This is a genomic window from Burkholderia sp. JP2-270 (genome assembly GCF_003233675.1).
Lineage (GTDB): Bacteria > Pseudomonadota > Gammaproteobacteria > Burkholderiales > Burkholderiaceae > Burkholderia > Burkholderia pyrrocinia_C.
Genome location: NZ_CP029826.1, coordinates 215,573 through 234,978, shown reverse-complemented (window position 1 = coordinate 234,978; position 19,406 = coordinate 215,573). Strand labels below are relative to the sequence as shown.

General features: G+C 67.0%; 15 protein-coding genes. 7 read left to right on the top strand and 8 right to left on the bottom strand.

Annotated features, from left to right (window positions below; translation table 11 throughout):
- The first annotated feature begins 52 nt into the window (after nt 1-52).
- The 3 genes from DM992_RS33735 to DM992_RS33725 are packed head-to-tail and all read left to right on the top strand — an operon-like array spanning nt 53 to nt 4,274.
- On the top strand, nt 53-2,788 hold the full coding sequence (locus tag DM992_RS33735; RefSeq protein ID WP_111020633.1) for a molybdopterin cofactor-binding domain-containing protein: 2,736 nt from the start codon (nt 53-55) through the stop codon (nt 2,786-2,788).
- On the top strand, nt 2,785-3,303 hold the full coding sequence (locus tag DM992_RS33730; protein ID WP_111020632.1) for a (2Fe-2S)-binding protein: 519 nt from the start codon (nt 2,785-2,787) through the stop codon (nt 3,301-3,303). The genes DM992_RS33735 and DM992_RS33730 overlap by 4 nt, the downstream gene beginning before the upstream one ends.
- Nucleotides 3,300-4,274, top strand: a complete 975-nt coding sequence (locus DM992_RS33725) for a hypothetical protein (RefSeq protein WP_111020631.1) — start codon at nt 3,300-3,302, stop codon at nt 4,272-4,274. The genes DM992_RS33730 and DM992_RS33725 overlap by 4 nt, the downstream gene beginning before the upstream one ends.
- Nucleotides 4,275-4,381: 107 nt before the next feature.
- Here the strand turns inward: DM992_RS33725 and DM992_RS33720 are convergent, their stop codons facing one another.
- The 5 genes from DM992_RS33720 to DM992_RS33700 all read right to left on the bottom strand — a co-directional run bounded on the left by DM992_RS33720 (nt 4,382) and on the right by DM992_RS33700 (nt 9,287).
- Entirely contained in the window at nt 4,382-5,338 is a 957-nt protein-coding gene (locus DM992_RS33720; protein ID WP_111021581.1) for a transporter, read from the bottom strand.
- Between the two features lie 36 nt (nt 5,339-5,374).
- Complete coding sequence (locus DM992_RS33715; RefSeq protein ID WP_111020630.1) at nt 5,375-5,902, bottom strand: flavin reductase family protein; 528 nt, start codon at nt 5,900-5,902, stop codon at nt 5,375-5,377.
- A 5-nt stretch (nt 5,903-5,907) separates the two neighbouring features.
- Nucleotides 5,908-7,146, bottom strand: coding sequence for a styrene monooxygenase/indole monooxygenase family protein (locus DM992_RS33710; protein WP_111020629.1), 1,239 nt, complete (start codon nt 7,144-7,146; stop codon nt 5,908-5,910).
- 64 nt (nt 7,147-7,210) lie between these two features.
- Nucleotides 7,211-7,999 (bottom strand): SDR family oxidoreductase, encoded by a 789-nt coding sequence (locus DM992_RS33705; RefSeq protein WP_111020628.1) that lies wholly within the window; start codon nt 7,997-7,999, stop codon nt 7,211-7,213.
- A 40-nt stretch (nt 8,000-8,039) separates the two neighbouring features.
- Nucleotides 8,040-9,287: a dienelactone hydrolase family protein gene (locus DM992_RS33700; protein ID WP_111020627.1), complete on the bottom strand. Its 1,248-nt coding sequence runs from the start codon at nt 9,285-9,287 to the stop codon at nt 8,040-8,042.
- A 364-nt stretch (nt 9,288-9,651) separates the two neighbouring features.
- Between DM992_RS33700 and DM992_RS33695 the strand changes: the two genes are divergently transcribed.
- A complete protein-coding gene (locus DM992_RS33695) occupies nt 9,652-10,677 on the top strand; it encodes an AraC family transcriptional regulator (protein ID WP_111021580.1) in 1,026 nt (341 codons plus the stop codon).
- A gap of 43 nt (nt 10,678-10,720) precedes the next feature.
- Here the strand turns inward: DM992_RS33695 and DM992_RS33690 are convergent, their stop codons facing one another.
- The gene (locus DM992_RS33690; protein ID WP_111020626.1) at nt 10,721-11,734 is read right to left on the bottom strand and encodes a LacI family DNA-binding transcriptional regulator; all 1,014 of its coding nucleotides are present in this window, start codon (nt 11,732-11,734) and stop codon (nt 10,721-10,723) included.
- A 391-nt stretch (nt 11,735-12,125) separates the two neighbouring features.
- Nucleotides 12,126-14,339 (bottom strand): LamG-like jellyroll fold domain-containing protein, encoded by a 2,214-nt coding sequence (locus DM992_RS33685; protein ID WP_111020625.1) that lies wholly within the window; start codon nt 14,337-14,339, stop codon nt 12,126-12,128.
- A gap of 511 nt (nt 14,340-14,850) precedes the next feature.
- Between DM992_RS33685 and DM992_RS33680 the strand changes: the two genes are divergently transcribed.
- From DM992_RS33680 to DM992_RS33675, 3 genes are all read left to right on the top strand, one after another.
- Nucleotides 14,851-15,399 (top strand): glycosyl hydrolase family 28 protein, encoded by a 549-nt coding sequence (locus tag DM992_RS33680; protein WP_239511517.1) that lies wholly within the window; start codon nt 14,851-14,853, stop codon nt 15,397-15,399.
- A 48-nt stretch (nt 15,400-15,447) separates the two neighbouring features.
- Nucleotides 15,448-15,588 carry a hypothetical protein gene (locus DM992_RS41990; RefSeq protein ID WP_162631800.1) on the top strand — a complete coding sequence of 47 codons (141 nt, stop codon included), beginning with the start codon at nt 15,448-15,450 and terminating at the stop codon, nt 15,586-15,588.
- Between the two features lie 261 nt (nt 15,589-15,849).
- On the top strand, nt 15,850-18,063 hold the full coding sequence (locus tag DM992_RS33675) for a TonB-dependent siderophore receptor (protein WP_111020623.1): 2,214 nt from the start codon (nt 15,850-15,852) through the stop codon (nt 18,061-18,063).
- 21 nt (nt 18,064-18,084) lie between these two features.
- Here the strand turns inward: DM992_RS33675 and DM992_RS33670 are convergent, their stop codons facing one another.
- Nucleotides 18,085-18,891, bottom strand: a complete 807-nt coding sequence (locus DM992_RS33670) for a response regulator (RefSeq protein ID WP_111020622.1) — start codon at nt 18,889-18,891, stop codon at nt 18,085-18,087.
- Between the last annotated feature and the right edge of the window lie 515 nt (nt 18,892-19,406).

The window sequence follows — 19,406 nt, the reverse complement described above, 5'->3', positions numbered from 1 at the left end:
CGTCGCGCATCGACGGTGCCCCAGCCCTGACCAATCGAACGAGGGACGCAGCATGGCCATCGATGTGCCTGTGACACGCCGGACGTTTCTGAAGCTGGCCGGCAGCGGCGCTGTCGTCGCGATCTCGATCACCCATTTGCCGGCGCTGGCGCTCGACGCCGGCGAGCAGGCCGATACCGGCGCGAGCGGGCCGAGCTGGGCGCCGGTGCCCGGCAAGGCGCGGTGGCGCATCGACGGGATGCCGAAGGTCACGGGCCAGAAAATCTACGCGCGCGATTTCAAGTCGCGCGACTTCGTCGGCTGGCCGCAGCAGGAGAGCTGGCTCTATGCGCTGCGGTGCGGCCGCGTCGACGCCGTGTACGAAGGCTACGACCTCGGCATGCTGCCGGCCGAGCTGCGGCCGATCGCCGTCGTCGACAACGCGCTGCTGAGCGCACGACGGATTCCGCTTGCGCCGGTCCCCGATCCGATCGCGAACCAGGACATCTACTGGCTCGCGCGGCCCGGCCATCCGGCGGACTGCTACGGGCAACCGGCCGCGCTGCTGATCTTCGAGAACTTCGATGTCTATCGTCGCGCGAGGAAGCTGCTCGATTTCAACGACAGCGTGATCCGCTACGGCGCGGCGGTCGACCGCTCGGCCGCCGCGCAGGCCGTGCCGTATACGCCGGTGACCATCTACGTGCGCGACGACGAACGCGGTTTCAACTACGTGAACAACTACCGGACCGACAGCAGCGGCAAGCCGACTGCGCAATACCTGAAAGAACGCGAGGAGGCGGTCGTCAACATCGATGCGACGATTGCGCGCAACGCAGCCGCCGGCACGTGGATCGGCGTGCGCGCGACCGGCAACGACGGCTTCGAGACGCCGGCGATGGACCCGATGTTCATGGAGCCCGAAGCGGGGCTCGCGTGGTACGACGCGTCCAACGCGAAAATGGGCCTCGTCCTCGGCACGCAATCGGCGAACGACGATGCGACCGGCGCCTGCGCGCTGTTCTACGGCAGCGACATCCCGGTGAAGGAGGCGCATGTGATCGCATGCTATCCGGGCGGCGGTTTCGGCGGGCGCGACAAGTCCTACTTCCCGCTCTATCTGGCACTCGCCGCGCCGTTCGCGAAGGGCGCGCTGCGCTGGCAGCAGTCGCGCTACGAACAGTTCCAGGTCGGCCTGAAGCGCTGCGAGACGCAATTCTCCGAATCGCTGTGGTTCAACCGCCGCGGCAAGCTCGAAGCGATCACATGCGACTTCCTGATGAACGGCGGCGGCAAGAAGAACCTGTCGCCGTACGTCGCGCAGCTCGCCGCATTGAGTGCGATGAGCTGCTACGAGATCCCGCGCGCACGCGCGCAGGCAGCGTCGACCTACACGCGTGAAGTGTTCGGCGGATCGCAGCGCGGCTTCGGCGGGCCGCAGGCGTTCATGGCGATCGAGACGCTGATGGACGAGGCCGCGCGCCGGCTCGGACTGTCGCCGTTCGCGATCCGCCGTGCCAACTTCCTCGGCAACGTGCCGGGCCTCGGCAAGGGACGCGCGATCACGGGCGCGCCGATCCTGTTCGACCTGCAGCTCGGCGCGCTGCTCGACCGGCTCGAACGGCATCCGTTGTGGCGCGACCACGAGCGCACGCGTGCGGAGCGCGGCGCGCGCAACCTCCGGTACGGCGTCGGCCTCGCGATGGCGAACGAGGCATACGGAACGTCCGGGGACGGGATGTTCGGGATGGTGCAGATCCTGCCTGACAGCAGGCTGCGCGTGGTCACGCCGTATACCGACATGGGCAACGGCGCGGCCACGACGCTCGGTCTCGCACCGGCCGAATTTCTCGGGCAGAACGCGCAAACGATTGCGATGAGCGAGATCGGACCGTTCAATGCGCTCGGGGTCACGCGTTCGAACAATCCGGCGGCCAACCCGAAGACGGTGCGCTACCTGTACGGCTCGTCGAGCGCCTGTCTCGGCGCATTCCATCAGTACCACACGGTGAAGGGGGCGGCGCAGGCGCTGTTCCTGCAAAGCGTGCTGCCGGCCGCACGCGCATGGTGGGGCGTGCCGGTGCGGGCCGAGGACGTGCGCTGGGTCGATCGCGCGCTCGTCGCGAACGGCCTCGCGCCGATTCCGTGGCCGGCGCTGCTCGGCACGATCACGAAGATGGGGCTGCAAACGGTTGCCGCCGTGCATGCGAGTTATGCCGGGTACTTCTGGAAGGGCACGTATCCGTTCGCGTCCGGCAGTGCGCAAGTCGACTACGACTATGTGGCGGTCGGCCTCGATCCGTATTACCTGACGCCGCTGTCGCGCGAGCTGCAGGCGCCGCCGATCGACACGACCCTCTACGGGCGCACGACCTATGCGCCGTCGGCGGCGCTCGTCGCCGCGTCCGTCGATCCCGCGACCGGGCGCGTGAAGGTCGAACGCGTGGTGACGGCCGTGAGCGTCGGCCGGCAGCTTTCGCCGGAGCTCGTCGAAGGACAGTCGCAGGGCGCGGTGGCGATGGGGATCGGCAACGTGCTGACCGAGACGTGCCCGCTAGGTCCCGACGGGCCGGGCGGCGGCAGATGGAACCTCGACCGCTACGAGGTGACGCGTCTGCCGGACATTCCCGCGCAGGAACTGATCGCGCTGCCGCCGCCCGGCGGCGATCCCGCGAATGCGCGCGGCATCGCGGAAGCGGTGATGTGCCCGATCGCGCCGGCGCTGCTCAATGCGCTGGCGATGGCGACGGGGCGGCGGTTCCGGGTGACGCCGGTAACGCCGGACAAGATTCGGGAGGTACTGCGATGAGCGATCCGGTCCGCATGCACGTGAACGGCAAACCCGTCGAAGCGGCCGCCGCCGACGGCGACATGAACCTCATCGATTTCCTGCACGAGCGACAGGACCTGACGGGCACGAAGCTGTGCTGCGGCATCGGCGTGTGCCGTGCGTGCACGGTCGGCGTGCGCAACACGCCCGATGCGCCGATGGAAAAGACGCTGTCGTGCTCGACCCCGGTCAGCGCGATGGCCGGCATGCACGTGTACACGATCGAAGGGCTCGCGCAGGGCGGCACGCTGTCGCCGCTGCAGCAGAGTTTTCTCGAATCGTTCGCGTTCCAGTGCGGCTACTGTGCGTCGGGATTCCTGATGGCTGCGACCGCGATGCTCGATCACCTGCGCGTGCAGCCGGTGCACGCCGACGAACTGGACGCGATGATCGAGACATGGGTGGGCGGCAACGTATGCCGCTGCACCGGCTACGTCAAGTACATCGAGGCGATTCGCAAGGTGGCGATGCGCTACACGAAGGGGGCGGCATGACGATCCGAACCTGCGTCGTCGCGCTGGCGATGCTGCTGGCCGCGCCTGCCGCATTCGCGGCGAACAGCGGCGATGCGTCGCTGCTCGAATACGCGCAGCAGTGCACCGACGAAATCGGCGAGATTCCCGCGTTCGACTGCAACAGCGGCACCGACGTGCCGATCACCGTCAATGGCCGCGTGCCCGCGCGGTATGCGGCGCACATGACCTGCGATCGCCCGGCGCTGTTGCCGTATGAAGCGCCGACGTCCGGGCAATGCACGCCTTATTCGAAGATTCTCGATCTGTCGCACGGCGACACGCAGATATCGGCGTTTTGCCGCCGCAAGCAGATCCGCGCGAACCGGAGCCCGTATTACGACGAAGTCGATATCGTCCTGCACCATGCGGGCAACGGCAAGACCTGCTGGTTTCATGCGGAACAGGGCGGCACGGCCGGCATGAACGCGGCGCGCGTGCCGCCGCCGAATGAGAAGACGCCGCCGCCCGGCCATCCGTCGGCGGTGGAATTCTGGTGGAAGCCCGCCGCGACCGCGACGAAGCGCTGCGCGGCGTGCCACGACGCGAGCCCGGTCATGTACAGCCCGTGGATCGGGCAGGTGTGGAACAAGGTGCCGACCGATCCGTGGGGCAAGTACATCAATCTCGGCGCCGATTTCGCATCGTTTACATCGCATGCGATCAGCACGCCGGGTAATACCTGCATCGGCTGTCACCGGATCGGCAACCGGAACAGTTGCGAGATCTACGTGCCGCTCGCCGCCGGGAGGCTGCCGCCGCCGAAAGGCAGCAATGAACTCGCGAGCAGTTATCCGCTGACGCACTGGATGCCGATCGACAACAACCGCAGCCTCGCCGAATGGAATGCGGCCAACGCGAAGTCGGTGAGCGACTTGCTCGAGTGCTGCTCGGCGCGGGGCAAGAACGATCCAAAGTGCACGTTCACGCCGGCGGCGCAGGCGGCGAAGTAGTTCGTTTTCCTTGACGACGGATTTTCACGCTGCGGCGGGCGGGGCGAACGACTCGCACCGCTCGTGCCCCCCGTTTTGCGCGCCCGCTGCTTCGCCGCACTACCGCGTTACCGGAAGTGATGCACATAGCGCAGCACCATTCGCGTTCCTTGCGGCCGGTTGCGCGCATGGACCTCGAAGTACGTGTTGAACAGCAGGTGATCGTGCGGAGAGAAGCTGTACATGGCGCCCGGGCCGATCGCCAGCACGGCCTCGCGCGTACCGGGCACGTCCTGCCCGTTTTCCTTCATGTCGGTGGTCTGGCGCAGCCAGTAGCCGTTGAGTCCCAGCCGCAGGCCCGGGCGCACTTCATATTCGGTCGCGAAGTTCGCATGGATCGCCTGGCCCGCCCGGGTCGACGTCACGTCGGGGCCGAGCGACGTGGCCGGCTGATGGTTGGTCGCGTTCCACAGATAGTGCAGCCGCCACGACACGGTCCATTTCGGCGACAGCCACAGCGTCGCCGCCCAGTACGGGTCGAACGACCAGAAATGACTGCCCGGGTTGATCGCGCGCGACGGATCGTACGCGCCGGTCGGCGCGATGAACTGGAATTCCACGCGCTGCGCGAAGCGCGGGCCTTGCGCGCCCATCACCGGGTCGAACTGGATGAACGGGCCGATCAGCAGATCGCCGAAACCGGCCCGTGAATTCAGCGCGACGTTGCCGATGCCGTCGTCGGTGCGTGCTGATGCAATCCACGGCAGGATCACGTCGAGGCCCGGATGCATGCCGGCGAACGTCAGCGGCGACTGGTAGACGAGCTGGCTCAGGCCCGCGAACAGGTCGATGTCCTGCTTCGGCAGGCCGACCTTGTTGCCGGCATTGTCGTTGACGCGGCCGGCCGTGTAGTACTGCAGGTACTGCGTGCCGTACCAGCCCGGGCCTGCCGGCGGCATCCCGTCGAGGAAGCTGGTCATGCCGAGGTTGACCGGCGGCAGGTCGGCCGCGTTGGCCGGCACGTGACCGGTCATGCCGGCGATCGCGAGGCCTGCGGCGACGAGCAGGCGAGAGCCGAGTTTCATGTTCACCACCTCCTGGATATTTATTGGTATGACTAATCAAACGATGCGTAAAAGATCGGGGTGGTCGGCGATCGCACGATACTGGCCGGCATGGAACACCAGCGGTGCCTTGCCGAACGCGTCGAACTGCTCGATCTGGCCGATGAAGAGCAGGTGATCGCCGCCTTCGTAATGGCCGACGTTGCGGCACACGAAGCGCGCGCTCGCACCGTCGAGGCAGGGCACGCCGCCGCTTTCCGAATCCACGTGGCGCACGCCGTCGAACTTGTCGGCACTGGGCGTCGCGAAGCGGCGCGACAGGTCGATCTGGTCGTGCGCGAGGATGTTGATCGCGAAGTGGGTGGCCGCGACGAAATCAGGCCGGCTCGGCGCGACCTTGCGAAGGCTCCACAGCACGAGCGGCGGATCCAGCGACAGCGACGAGAACGAATTGGCGGTGAGGCCCACCTTGCGTCCATCGGTTGCGCACGTGGTGATCACGGTGACGCCGGTCGGGAACTGCCCGAACGCGGCACGCAATTGCATCGGGTCGATGACCGGACTGCAGGTAACGGTCGTTTCCATGCCGGTTACTCCGTGCGCGCGCTGTGTTCGCGGATCAACGCCGCGCAGGCCGACGGCTCGAACCACCACGGCGAGAACCGGCGCGGATCGTCGAAGCCGTCGACGATTGCGGCGGCGAGCGACGGCAACTGGCCGGCCGCGCCGAGCAGTTCGAGAATGTGCGGCGGCGGCGGCGTGAGCAGCGAGTTGGTCCAGCGCACGACATGCTGCGCGTAGGCCCAGTAGCCTTCGAACGTCTGCTGCATCCAGTCCTCGCCGAACGGCGCGGCATCGCGCGCGACGATCGCGTCGAAATAGGCGTTCGCGCATTTCGCGGCGTTGTTCGATCCCTGGCCCGTGATCGGATCGTTGACCACCACGGCATCGGCCATCCCGAACACCGTGCGGCCCGACGGCAGCCGGAAGAACGGCTTGCGCACCATCGGCGTAAAGCGCCCGGACAGCGTGCCGTTCGGATCGGTGAGCTCGACGTCGCGGCAGCGCTCGAATTCCCACGGCACATACTGCTGCAGGAACGACAGGCTTCGATCGAGATGCTGCTCGGGCGTCTTCACGTCGGCCCAGCAGTCGAGCGGGCCGCCCGGAATGCCTTCGAACACCATGATTTCGCACGGGCCCGTCGTGGTCAGAGCAGGGAACACGAAGTACTCGCCGATGCCGGGCAGCAGGTTGAAGCGCACGCGCGAATACGGCTGGCTCGGCGTCATCCCTTTCACGTAGGTGAGGGCGAGTGCGCGTTGCGGGCGGTCGAACGCGCTGCGCGTGTCGTCGCGGCCGAGCAGGTTGACGATCTCGCCCTTGCCGGCCGCGAGCAGCACGAGATCGTGGCTGCATGCCAGTTCCTCGAGTTCGGGCACGCCGACGTCGCAGATGCGTACTTCCGCGCCGCGGCGCCGAATGCCGTCGAGCCAGTCGGCCATCTTCACGCGCTGGTCGACGGACTGCGCATAGCGGGTCAGCCGCGACGACCACTCGATCGCCTTGCGGCCGTTGCCGTTCGGGTGCGGCACCGCGATGCCGATGCCTTCGACGGACGGGCACGCCTCCTCCCACGCGTTCAGGCCGAGATCGCGCTCGATCTGCAGCGCGGTATGGAACATGCACTGGCTCGACATGACCTTGCCGGCGCGGATCTGCTCCGCGTCGCGATTGGTCGCGAGCGTGACGTGATAACCCTGGTCGAGCAGGGCGAAGGCGAGTTGCAGGCCGGACTGGCCGGCGCCGACGATAGCGATGCGTCTCATGAGAATGTCCTCGGGTGGCCGGATGCCGGCCGGAATGATTGCGGGGAGCGGCGGCGGGCAGCGGTCATTCCGCCAGGCGCGGAATGGCCGGCACCGCCTGTTCGGGGCCCATCGCGGAATAACCGCCGTCCACCGCGTAGTCGGCGCCCGTCACGAAGCTCGCCGCGTCGCTGCACAGGAACGTCACGACCTGCGCGACCTCCGACGGATCGCCGACCCGGCCGAGCAGGTGAAACGGCGCGGCGACGCGGTCGGTCTTCGCGCGGTCGCCGCGCGTCAGCTCGTCCATCACGCGCGACCACGTCCATCCCGGCGACACCGAGTTGACGCGAATGCGGTCGGGCGCGAGATCCATCGCCATGCTGCGCGTGAGCTGGCGGATCGCCGCCTTGGACGTCGGATACAGCCAGCGGCCGGTTTGCGCGCACTGGGCCGAGATCGAGCTGAAGTTCACGATCGCGCCGCCGCCGCGCCGGACCATGTGCGGGTGAACGGCCTTCGACAGCATCGCCGCCGACACGACGTTCACGTCCATCGCGGCGAGCCAGTCGTTGCGGGTCGCCTGGATGCCGTTGTCGACGTAGCTGCATGCCAGGTTGACGAGCACGTCGATCGCGCCGAACCGTTCGGCGATTGCCGATACCGCGCGCTCGATCGCGCGGTCGTCGGTAATGTCGATCGCGACGAACATCGCACGTTCGCCGAGCGAATCGGCGACGCGCGCGCCATTCTCCGCATCGAGATCGAGTATCGCGACGCGCGCGCCGGCGCGGGTCAGGTCCTGCGCGACCGCGGCGCCGATCAGCGTGGCGCCGCCGGTGACGATCGCGACTTTGCCAGCAAGGGTAGTCATGGGGTATCTCCGGGAATCGAAGGGTGACGGAAGGGCCGCGTCAACGCGCGCCCGTCGGCGGTTCGCTGTCCTGCCAGCGGCGCATCAGGCCGTTCGACGGCACGGTCTCGTCGAGCAGCTTGCGCGCCGTTTCGACGCCCGCGACCGGCAGGCCGGCCGGATCGAGCAGGCCGACCTGCACGAGCACGCTCGCCTGATCCCAGTAGATGTGTTCGTGATAGAGCTTGTCGCCGCGAAACTTCACGATCGCGACGAGCGGGATCTCGACGCGCCTGCCGGTCGGCGCGACGCCCGGCAGCATCCAGTCGATCTCCGTGGTGTGCGTGAAGCAGAACAGCAGCTCGTCGACGATCTGGCTCGCGCCGATCGTGCGCGAGATCGGCGTGATCGTGGTGTCGGGCGGATTCGCATGCACGAAGTGATGCGTGTAGAAACGCTTGAGCTCGTCGTAACCTACGCCGCCTGTCAGCGTCGGAATATGGTTGACGTACGGCTCGGCCACCATCGTGGCCATCGTCGCGTCGACGTTGCGCGTGTCGAACTCGTGCAGCAGATGCGCTTCCCACAGCGCGGAGAGGTCGTAGTGCGGGCCGAGCGCGGCGCGGAACGCGGCGATCGAGCGCTGATGCGCCATGACCGCGGCGGCCTTGTCGAAATGATCGCCGCCGATGCGCGCGAACGCGTGATCGACGCCCGGATACACATACACCTCGACGCCGTCGCGCCCGGACAGCGCTTCGGTAATGCGCTGCTGCGCGTCGGGCGGGCAGAAGCGGTCCTGCCCCGCGATCTGCAGCACGAGCCGCCCACGCAGCTGCGCGGCCTCGTCCAGCGCATGCTCGATGCCGACGCCGTAATAGCTGACCGCGGCGGCCACGCCCGGCAGCCGGCATGCGGCGAGATACGCGAGCTTGCCGCCGAGGCAGTAGCCGAGCACGCCGGCTTCGCCGGTGCATTCCGGCCGTTGCGTGAGCACGCGCAGCGCGGCGCCGATGTCCTCGACGCCCTTGTTCTCGTCGTATTCGCGGTAAAGCGCCATCGCGCGCTCGAAATCGGCAGCGGAGTCGCCGAGTTCGATCCCCGGCGACTGGCGCCAGAACAGGTCGGGCACGAGCACCGCGTAGCCTTCCTCCGCGTAGTAGTCGGCGGTTGCCCGCATGGTCGCGTTCGCGCCGAAGATCTCGTGACACAGCACGATGCCCGGCCCGCTGCCGCCGGCCGGCGTGCTCAGGTATCCGCGAAGCGTTCCGCCATCCGGCGACGGAATCTCGATGTGACGTCCTTTCATGTGTCCCTCCATGCTGTTTGTTTCCGTGACGGGCCCAGTATTGGCGGACGAAACGCGCGCTTCTATCCGCTTTCTTCGGCCGGTATCCGCGAACTCCGGAAACCTGACGATCCGGCCGCCGCGCCCGGGCGGGCGCGCGGCTGAACTGCGGTTGTGTGCGGGTATGTGCGGATACGGAAGCCCCGCACAGTTTTCTACGATGCGCGAACGGTCCGGTTCTTGCGTCGTTTGCGCGGGACTTGCGGGTTCGGATGGCCGGACTGTCCGGATACTCCGGGCGCTATCCGGATCGTGCAGCGGGATTCCCCAATACCGGGAACGCATGCACGGCGCGAGTGCGATCGAGCATGACGGGAGAACTTCGATGGCGCAAATTTCAGAAACCGGCTGGCTTGCCGACGCCGCCTGTTTCAATCACGACAACCTGATGCTGCAGTCGGACGATGTCGACGAGGTGCGCGCACGCGTCGCCGATGTGTTCAAGCCGCACCGGCTCACGCCGATCGGCGAATCGCGCGCGTTGCACAGCTGCATGCACCATGCGCGCTGGGGCAACCTGTCGCTGAACCTGCTCGATTACGGCGGCGGCGTCAGCATCGAGCCGGGGCCGCTCGAGCATTTCTTCCTGTTGCAGATTCCGCTGCGCGGCGACGCGGAGATCGAGTGCGGCTCGACGCGCTTCGTGTCGTCGCCGGGCGCCGCGTCGCTGATCTCGCCGACGCTACCGCTCAAGATGCGGTGGGGCGACGCGTGCCCGCAAGTCATCCTGCGCATCGAGCGCGAGGTGATGGAGCGCCACGCGCAGCGGCATTTCGGCGACGACCGGCGCGCACCGGTCGAATTCGAACCGGAATTCGGCCTGTCGTCGCCGCAGGGGGCGTGTCTGGCCCAGATGCTGCCGATCCTCGCCGGCGCGATCGCGACGGATGCGCATCCGCTGCGTCACCCGCTCGCGTTCGAGCAGCTCGAATCGACGTTGCTCAACCTGCTGCTGCACGGCCAGCCGAACAGCGCGCGCGACGGCACGCGGCACCTGCCGATGGCGCTCGCGCCATTCTATGTGCGGCGCGTCGAGGAATACATCCGTGCGCATCTCGACGAGCCGCTGACGATCGAACGGCTCGCCGAGCTCGCCGGCGTCAGCCCGAGCACGCTGTTCGCCGGCTTCCGCAATCGCCACGGGATCACGCCGATGGGCTTCGTGCGGCAGTTGCGGCTGCAACATGTGCGCGAGGAACTGCTGGCCGACGATACGCCGGGGCTCGCGTCGGTCACCGACGTCGCGCTGAAATGGGGATTCGCGCACCTCGGGCGCTTTGCGATCGAATACAAGCGGGCGTTCGGAGAGTCGCCGTCGGCGACGCTCAGGTTGCGGCGGGTGCGGGGGTGATGGAAGAAATGACGGGCTCGCATTCGGCGCGCCCGTCCGTCGATCATCGGGCCGGTGCCGTGGTGGTCGACTCGCGCACGACGAGCTCCGGCGTACCGATCGTATGCACGGCGGCGGCTGGCTCGATGCCGTCGATCATGTCGAGTGTCAGCGCGATCGCGCGTGCGGCGATCAATGACGTCGGGAATCGGACCGTCGTCAGCACGGGGCGGAACTGGTGGGCGAGCTGGATATCGGTCATGCCGACGATCGAAAGGTCGGCCGGCACGCGCCGGCCAAGATCGGCCGCTGCCTGCATTGCGCCGATCGCCATCAGGTCGTTGGTCGCGAACAGCGCGGTGACGCCGGGCTTCGTGCGCAGCAGCGCGGCGGCCGCCTCGTAGCCGCCCTCGATCGAATCGTGTGCGGACACGGTCGTCACCGCGTCCGGCGCATGGCCGCGAGCCGCGAGTTCGTCGGCGAAGCCGCGCAGCCGCATCGACTGCGGGCCGCCCGAACCCTTGCCGACGAGTGCGCCGAATGCGCGATGCCGCAGCCCGGACAGGTGCGCGGCAGCAAGCGCGCCCGCCGCCGCGAAATCGACGGTCACGCAGGGCAGCGTGCGCGACGCGTGCACATGCTCCCACATGCACAGCACGATCGCCGCGCCATGGCGCGCGATGTCGGCAAGTTCGGCCTCGGCGAGGTCGGTGTTCATCACGATCGCGCCGGCCGCAAGCGTGCCGGCGATCCGCTCGAGGTAGTTGCGCGTGATCGCCGGGTCGTCGGTGTCGGACGCCAGCAGATAATGGCCGCGCTTGCGCGCCTCGCGCTCGGCGGCGAGCACGAACTCCGGATAGAACGGGTTCGTGATGTTCGACAGCATCAGCGCGAGCGTCGACGTGCGGCCTTCGGCGAGCGCACGCGCGGTGAGATTCGGTCGATAGCCGAGTTCGCGAATCGCCGCCATCACGCGTTCGACGGTCGCCGGCTTCACTTTCTTAGGATTCCGTAACACGTTCGAAACCGTCGCCGCGGTCACGTTCGCGCGTCGCGCGACTTCCGCGAGCGTCACCATGCGCGGCCCCCGGCCGGTCGGGCAGCGTCGTGCGGGAAGGGCGAGCGTAGCGCACCCGCCGCCGCACACGCAAAGAACGCATGCGTTGCCTACTATCTCGCAACGCACGAAAGGGTGCGCATTCCCGGGGCGTCATGCCACGCGCGCGAAACATGCACTTGACGTACGTCAGGAATCCGGACGATGCCGCCTCGGCCCATAGGGAAACGGGCCATCGGCGCGCGTCGCGGCGCCAGGATGAATGACGGATCCTCGATTGCCGGAGATGTGCATGAAAATCAGCGAGCCGACGCGGGGCCCTCGGCGCCGGACACGCTTGCGTTGCCGCAGCCCGGCCTGCGGCCGTTCTACCTGACCTGCAGCATTCGTCGACAGCGTCGCTTGGCGCGCATCACGCCCGCTGCGCGAGCGCCTTCACCTGATCGGCCGACATCGCGCCGCGATAGATGCGGAACTCGTCGATCGAGCCGCTGAAGAACGGATCGCCCGGATACTGCGAACGTCCGATCCAGTTCTGCGCGGTGCGCCCGATGCGCCATGGCGCGAAGATGACGTCGCCCGCCGTGCCGATCGCGTTGCCGTTCAGATAGAGCGTCGCGGTCGTTGCCGCCAGCGTGACGGCCACGTGCGCCCATTGCCCGGCCGGCAGCGCGGCGTTGCCGTCGATCGCGCGTTCGCCATGTCCGCCGTTGGTCGTGATCGCAAAGCGCATCGTCCCGCCATGGCTCCTCGGCGTGACGAACAGATAGCGTCCGGTGCCCGAACCGAAATCGAAGAGGCGCGCCCACGTCTGTCCGCCGTTCCAGTTCACCCAGGCCGCGATCGTGAAATCCGACACGTCGGCGACGATGTCGTTCGGCAGCGCAACGTAGCCGGTCGAACCGTCGAGCGACACGGCGTTGCCGGTTTTTCCGGGCCCGCGCGAAACGCCGCCGGCGAGCGTGCCCGGATGACCGTTGCCGGACGCGTCCGCGGCGGCCGTGCCGCCCGTCTCGTCGAACGTCAGCAGCGTATGCAGTTGCAGTGCCGTCGACGCGGCGACTTCCGCCGAATTCGCGGTTTCGCCCGACGCGGCCTGTCCGCTGATCACGTAGAACCAGGTGCCCGCCGCCGGGCTGTCCGTGTACGTCAGCGGATCGGCGATGCCGCTTGCGACGGTCGTGTAGGGGCCGCCCGACGCGGCTGCGCGTTTCACGTTGTAGCTTGCCGCGTTCGCGACACCCCACCACGACAGCACGACCCGTTCGGCGCTTGGCCATGCGGTCAGCCCGCTCGGCGCGGCGGCGGGCGCGACGGGATCGCGCGTGCATGCGAGCGTGCCGTAGCCGAGCTGATCGTAGCCGCCGCTCGCTTCGCCGTAATTGCCGCCGCCGCCTTCGGGCTGGATCGCGAGCGCGAACTTCGTCGACCACGGCGCCGACAGCCCCTTGCGGTTCACGTAATGGTTGTAGACGAGTGCCCAGCACGGGCGGATCGTGCCCTGGCCGGCGGTCGAGAATTGCGTCTGGGTCACGTCGACGTTCGAATACGACGCATACGGCACCGGCAGGAACGTGCCGTCGGGCCGCACGAGATTCGCCTTCGCGACATACTCCGCGCCCGCGAGGAACCGGTTGTTGTCGTGACCGTACAGGTCGAAGCCCTGGTTCCACGCCATTTCGCAGATCGCGCCGCCCAGCGCGATGCCGAGCGTGTTGTGCCCCTGGTCGCGGCCAGATTCCTGCCATTGGCCCAGATGGCCGGGGTGCACGTAGTAGACGGCCTGCGCGATCGCACCGTTGCCGGGCCCGTCGATGAAGTAGTTGACGGCCTCGTCGAACTTCGCGTGATCGTCGCACAGCACGCCGATCGCCATGATCGATGCGAGGTTGCACAGATCCCAGTTGGCCCAGTAGTGCGTGATGTCCGTGTTGTTGTGGCGATTCAGGAAGTCCGCGTTGATCGGGTAGAACTTGTCGGCCATCATCGCCCGGAACGCGGCGAAGTCGGCCGCCGCCCAGCCGGGATAGGTGCGCATGATTTCGCCGGCGTTGGCGAATTCGTAGCCGTAGATGCCGGCTGCGAGATCGACGTTCGAGTCCCCGGCGAGGTTTTGCAGCGTCGACGACCACGCGTTCATGATCTGCACGGCCTTGTCCGCATAGGCGGCATCGCCCGAGATCTTCCAGCGCAGCGCGCACGCATAGGCGGCTGCGATGTCCTTGTACAGCACCGGGTAGTTTTGCGCGCCGGTGCCGCCGCGCGTCACGACGGCCTGCGGTCGCGGCGACCACGACAACTGCGCATGACCGTTCGTGACCAGCCGGTTCCAGCCGTCGAACCAGGGCGACACGGCGGTCGATACCTGGTGCGCCATTCGGTCGAAATCGGCCTGCGTGTGCAGCAATCCCGGATGCGCGAACGCTTCACGTGTCACGACGGTCGCGGTACCCGTCGCAACGCGTGCGAGCGCACGGTTGCCCGCCGCGGCAGCTGCAACGCCGGTGACGCTCCCGCTCGCGTCCGTGCCGCCGCATGCCGACAGCGCGAGCGCACCGACGCTGTAAAGGAAGGTGCGCCGGGAGATGCCTGCGCCGGATCCGGACCGAAATTGCATGTCGTTCATGGTTGCGTCGTTCCTTGACGAGACCCGCTCGCGAGTACCCGCACCGCGGGCGAGCGGGGCGACCGACCGTCGAGCGTCCTCTTGAGCGCAGTTGAAATCAGTCATCGCATAACGACGCGGAGTGTAGCGGACGCGTCATCGTTTCGGAATAAAAAGTTGTCACGAAACAACTCGTCGATCGGATGGTGATTGCTGCAAACCGGTTGATTAACATGCTAACAAAATCGAAATACATGGTGATTGATACGTTTGCTAGATATTATCGTCGCCGGCTCCGCGAGCGGGAGACGCCGCACGTATGCTGATCGATGCCAGTCCGTTATTTTTAAAGTTGTCATACAACAGACAACATGTGATGTTTGCGCATCGCAGGCCGGTTCGCGGGCCGGCACGACTTCATGCCGACGCAGCAACGCCGGCGTCGCTCGACGTATGAAAAGAACCGGAGAACAACACGATGACGAGCAGGATCGCGGTCCTTGACGATCGATTCGCGCGACGCGCGGTAAGGATGGCTTCACTTGCAGCGCTGGCCGGCGTGCGCGACCTGACGATGGACGGGTTCGACAGCCCGAACGGCAACGGCCTGCGAATCAAATCCGATTCGTCGCGCGGCGGCCTGGTGAGCAACGTGCGTTTCGCGCAGGTCTGCATGAGGAACGTCGCGCGGGCGCTCGTGTTCGATCCGTTCTACAGCACATCGACCGGCACGCTGTATCCGGATTTCACGAACATCGCGGTCCAGGACTTTCACGACGTCGGCAGCGCGAAATTCGGCTGCGGAAAGATCACGTTCTCCGGCTATGAAGCGAACGGGCAGCACTTTCCGCTCGGCATCGCGCTGAGCAACGTCGTGTTCGACGGCACGCAGCCGACGTTCGAGAAGGACGCCGCAACGCACTACACGTTCGGGCCGGGCGCGGTGAGCTTCTCCGGCTCGATCGTCACGTCGAGCGCGAACGACGTGACGGTCACGGGCACGCCGGGCACGTCCACGCCGTACGACTGCAGCACCGCGTCCACGACGCTGAAATCCGTCGCGCCGACTTCGCCGATCTGATCCGTCCGGCATGCGCTACGCCGGCGATGGCGTGGCGCGCCCCGCCGCGTGTTCGGCGTGTTCTCCGTCGAACGGGCCCGTTACGCTTTCGGCTGTGCGGCATTCCAGGTGCCGGCGCGTGGCGGCGGATCGGTTTCGATGCGCATTTTCGATCTGCCCGGAACGTTCGCGATGTACGGCTTCGCATGACGTCATGCCGCGATCGGCGACGGCGTGACTTGAAGAATTGCGCACTTTCAAACGCCCGCTCGGTTTTTTTAAAGACCGCGCCACGTTCGACCGGTATGATCGCTGCGCTCGCGAACGGCACCATTGGCCAGTGCAGGCCGGTGCATGCCGACTCGTGCGCGACCGACATCACAAGCACGGCAACACAGGACGGCCGCCGGCGACGCACCGCTCGTCGCCGGGGCCGAACGAGCCAAGACAGCACGACGGAGTATTGACACGATGTTGACGGAGACAGGGGCGGTGCGACGCGCATGGGCGATCGCTGCCGGGGGAGCGTTGTGCGTCGCGGCGGCGAGCAGCGCACACGCGCAGGCGTCGGACGCAGCGGCGCCGCTGCAGGCCGGTACGGCGGCGGCCGTGCTGCCGCCGATCGACGTGAAAGGAGCGGCCGGCGGATCGTCCGTCGGGCTCGTCGGGCTGCGCACCACCGCCGGCACGAAGACCGACACGCCGGTGGCAGAGATCCCGCAGACGACCAACATCGTGACCGCGCAACAGATCGAGATGACCGGCGCGGCCGACCTGAACCAGGCGCTGCGCTACGTGCCGGGTTTCGCGACGTTCGGCGCCGACAGCCGGACCGACTGGTATGCGGCGCTGCGCGGCTTCACGCCATCGCTGTACGTCGACGGCGTGCCTGCGCCGAATACGGCCGTGATCGCGAACTGGCGCGTCGACCCGTACACGATCGACTCGATCGCGGTGCTGCGCGGGCCGACGTCGGTGCTGTACGGCGCGGGCGAGCCCGGCGCGATCGTCGACGCGCACACGAAACTCGCCGACGGCGAGCGCGTGCGCGAAGCCGGCGTGCAGATCGGCAACAATGCGCGCAAGCAGTTCATGCTCGACGTCGGCGACCGGCTCGACCCGGACGGCCGGTATGCGTATCGCTTCGTCGGCGTTGCGCGCGACGGCAATGCGGTGACCGGCCCGAACGGCGACCGGCGCGTCGCGCTGGCGCCGTCGTTCCGATGGCGGCCGAACGCCGATACGTCGCTGACGTTCTCCGCATCGTTCCTGCAGGACAGCGGCGACATCTCGTCCAACTTCCTTCCCGCGTCGGGCACGGTGCTGCCGAACCCGAACGGTCGCCTGTCGCAGGACATCTACATGGGCGACCCTGCGTTCAACGATTACCGGAAGAAGCAATGGTCGCTCGGCTACGCGCTGGAGCATCGCGTGAATGCGATCTGGACGCTGCACCAGGATGTGCGCTGGTCGCACCTGTCGCTCGACGACGCGACGGTGTTCGGCATCGGCCTGGCTCCCCGCAGCACGACCAACCTGATGCGTTTCGCGGGGCTGTTCCAGCTCAACTACAGCCGGCTCGATATCGACAACCGTGCGCAGGCGCGCTTCGGCACGGGGCCGCTCGAACACACGCTGCTGTTCGGCCTGCAGTTCGACCGGCAGACGACGACCAACAGCGTGTGGCTCGCGCTGGCGCCGTCGCTGAACCTGTACCACCCGGTCTATCGGCCCGTGACGGCCGCGATCTTCTCCGGCCCGACGTCGCTCGGCCACGTCGACCAGTACACGGCGATGAACGCGGTCGGCGTGTACGCGCAGGACCAGATCCGCTGGCAGCGCTGGACGCTGACGCTCGGCGGCCGCGAGGATCGCGTGAATGCGCGGTTCGACGACCGGGCGGCCGGCACGCAGTCGCAGACGGCCGGCACGCAGTCGCGGCAGGACGTCAGTGCATTCTCCGGGCGCATCGGGCTCACCTATCGGGGCGATGCGGGGTTGTCGCCGTATGTGGGTTATTCGACGTCGTTCGATCCGGTCATCGGCGTGCGGATGGCCGGCGGCGGCTTGCCGAAGCCGACGCGCGGCACGCAGACGGAGGCCGGGCTGCGCTGGCAACCGGCCGGCCAGAACCTGATGCTGAACGCGGCCGTCTACCAGATCGACCAGACCAACGTCGTGACGCCGGCGCCGGCGAATCTCGACCCCACCGGCACGACATCGGTGCAGACCGGCAAGGTGCGCTCGCGCGGCATCGAGCTGAGTGCGGTCGGCAAGCTGACCCGCGAGCTGTCGGTGGTCGCGTCGTATATGTATCAGGACGTCAAGAACGTGCAGGCGAACGACGCGTCGCTGAACAACTGGCCGGTGTCCGTGCCGCTGCCGCGGCAGATGGCGTCGATGTGGGCCGACTGGACCTGGCATACGGGCGCGCTGGCTGGCCTCGGGATCGGCGCCGGCGTGCGCTACCAGAGTGCATCGGCCGGCGCACCCGACAACTCGCTGACGGTGCCGAGCACGACGCTGTACGACCTCGCGATGCACTACGAGATGCGCCACTGGCGGTTCGCGCTGAACGTCGCGAACCTGTTCGACCGGCGTTACGTCAGCGGCTGCACGTCGTACACGCTGTGCGTGTTCGGCAACGAGCGGACCGTGCTGGCCAGCGCGAAATACAACTGGTAATCGCGCTCGCACCGCGCCGGCCTACGCGCCGCGTTGCGGATCGCGGGCCGCGGCGCGCCGGCCCGCGTGGCGCTGGCGCCGCCATTCGGTCGGCGTGATGCCGAAACGTTCGCGGAACGCGGTCGCGAAGTTCGCCGGCGTGGAAAAGCCGATTTCCTTCGCGATGCTGGCGATGCTGAGCGACGTCGAATCCAGCAGATCCTGCGCGATCCGCAGCCGCTCGTGCCGCAGATACTCGAACACCGTCTGGCCGAGATTGTCGCGAAACGCGCGCGACAGCCGCTTTTCATGTGTGCCGACCGCGCGCGCCAGTTGCTCGACCGTCGGCGGATCGTTCAATGTACGCGACAGGTGGCGAATGGCCGCGCGCACGATGATGTCGTCGTCCTGGCCGGCCGCGAACTGGCTTTCCGTGTCCGACGGCCGTTCGCGCTTTGTCCGCGCGAGCTGCACGCGAATCCGTGCAAGCACTTCGGCCGGCTCGAACGGCTTGACCACGTAGTCGACGCCGCCGATTTCCAGCCCCTCGAGGCGTTCGTGCAATTCGCCGGCCGCGGTCAGGAAGACGACCGGAATCGCGCTCGTCAGCGGATCTGCGGCCAGTAGCCGGCACGCGGTAAAACCGTCCATGCGCGGCATGCGGACATCCATCAGGATCAGGTCGGGTATCAGCGCCTGCGCGCGCTCGCACGCCTGCACTCCGTCGGATGCGATGCTGATACGGCAGCCGGTGCTGCGCAGGATGTCGATCAGCAAACGCAGCTGGTCGGGGTGATCGTCGACGATCAGGATATGGGCGTCGCTCAATGCGGAGATCGATGGAGGCATCGTGCACCTGTTCTGGAAAGGCGGCTGGCTGTGATCCCGCGGGTGGCCTGCCCGGTGCGGGGAATCTCGGAAGCCGCTCTATGACGACGCGCAAACGCATCGCCCGCTCGCATCGACAATCGGATTGGGCCGGACTACGCGGCAGGCAATCGCTCGGCGCAATACCCGGCGTTCGTTGTTTTGATCGCTGAGCCGGTAAAGGCGCGGATGATTGCCGTGGTCGCGTCGCGAATGGGCGCGGCTACCGGTATCGATGCGAGCGGAATTGTAGGAGCATATTTCAAATCACGCCAGATGGCTTGTCGATATTCGTGCCAAGTCTTTTTACGCATTTTCAGGATGTGCCGCGGTTTTCGCCTGCAGTGTTGCCGCTTTGATGTTCGTCAAAACCGGCGGATTCCATGTATGTCCGGCACACAATGGCTCGGTCGCACCGACTCTCCGGTCGCGAGTCGTTAGATTGCATTTAATTCAAATCCGCTTCGGCAAAGCATTTATCTGCCTCAAAAAACATT

Bases quoted from the DNA above. Each gene is read 5' to 3' on its own strand.
- DM992_RS33735 (WP_111020633.1), top strand. From the start codon at position 53: ATGGCCATCGATGTGCCTGTGACACGCCGGACGTTTCTGAAGCTGGCC.
- DM992_RS33730 (WP_111020632.1), top strand. From the start codon at position 2,785: ATGAGCGATCCGGTCCGCATGCACGTGAACGGCAAACCCGTCGAAGCG.
- DM992_RS33725 (WP_111020631.1), top strand. From the start codon at position 3,300: ATGACGATCCGAACCTGCGTCGTCGCGCTGGCGATGCTGCTGGCCGCG.
- DM992_RS33720 (WP_111021581.1), bottom strand. From the start codon at position 5,338: ATGAAACTCGGCTCTCGCCTGCTCGTCGCCGCAGGCCTCGCGATCGCC.
- DM992_RS33715 (WP_111020630.1), bottom strand. From the start codon at position 5,902: ATGGAAACGACCGTTACCTGCAGTCCGGTCATCGACCCGATGCAATTG.
- DM992_RS33710 (WP_111020629.1), bottom strand. From the start codon at position 7,146: ATGAGACGCATCGCTATCGTCGGCGCCGGCCAGTCCGGCCTGCAACTC.
- DM992_RS33705 (WP_111020628.1), bottom strand. From the start codon at position 7,999: ATGACTACCCTTGCTGGCAAAGTCGCGATCGTCACCGGCGGCGCCACG.
- DM992_RS33700 (WP_111020627.1), bottom strand. From the start codon at position 9,287: ATGAAAGGACGTCACATCGAGATTCCGTCGCCGGATGGCGGAACGCTT.
- DM992_RS33695 (WP_111021580.1), top strand. From the start codon at position 9,652: ATGGCGCAAATTTCAGAAACCGGCTGGCTTGCCGACGCCGCCTGTTTC.
- DM992_RS33690 (WP_111020626.1), bottom strand. From the start codon at position 11,734: ATGGTGACGCTCGCGGAAGTCGCGCGACGCGCGAACGTGACCGCGGCG.
- DM992_RS33685 (WP_111020625.1), bottom strand. From the start codon at position 14,339: ATGAACGACATGCAATTTCGGTCCGGATCCGGCGCAGGCATCTCCCGG.
- DM992_RS33680 (WP_239511517.1), top strand. From the start codon at position 14,851: ATGGCTTCACTTGCAGCGCTGGCCGGCGTGCGCGACCTGACGATGGAC.
- DM992_RS33675 (WP_111020623.1), top strand. From the start codon at position 15,850: ATGTTGACGGAGACAGGGGCGGTGCGACGCGCATGGGCGATCGCTGCC.
- DM992_RS33670 (WP_111020622.1), bottom strand. From the start codon at position 18,891: ATGCCTCCATCGATCTCCGCATTGAGCGACGCCCATATCCTGATCGTC.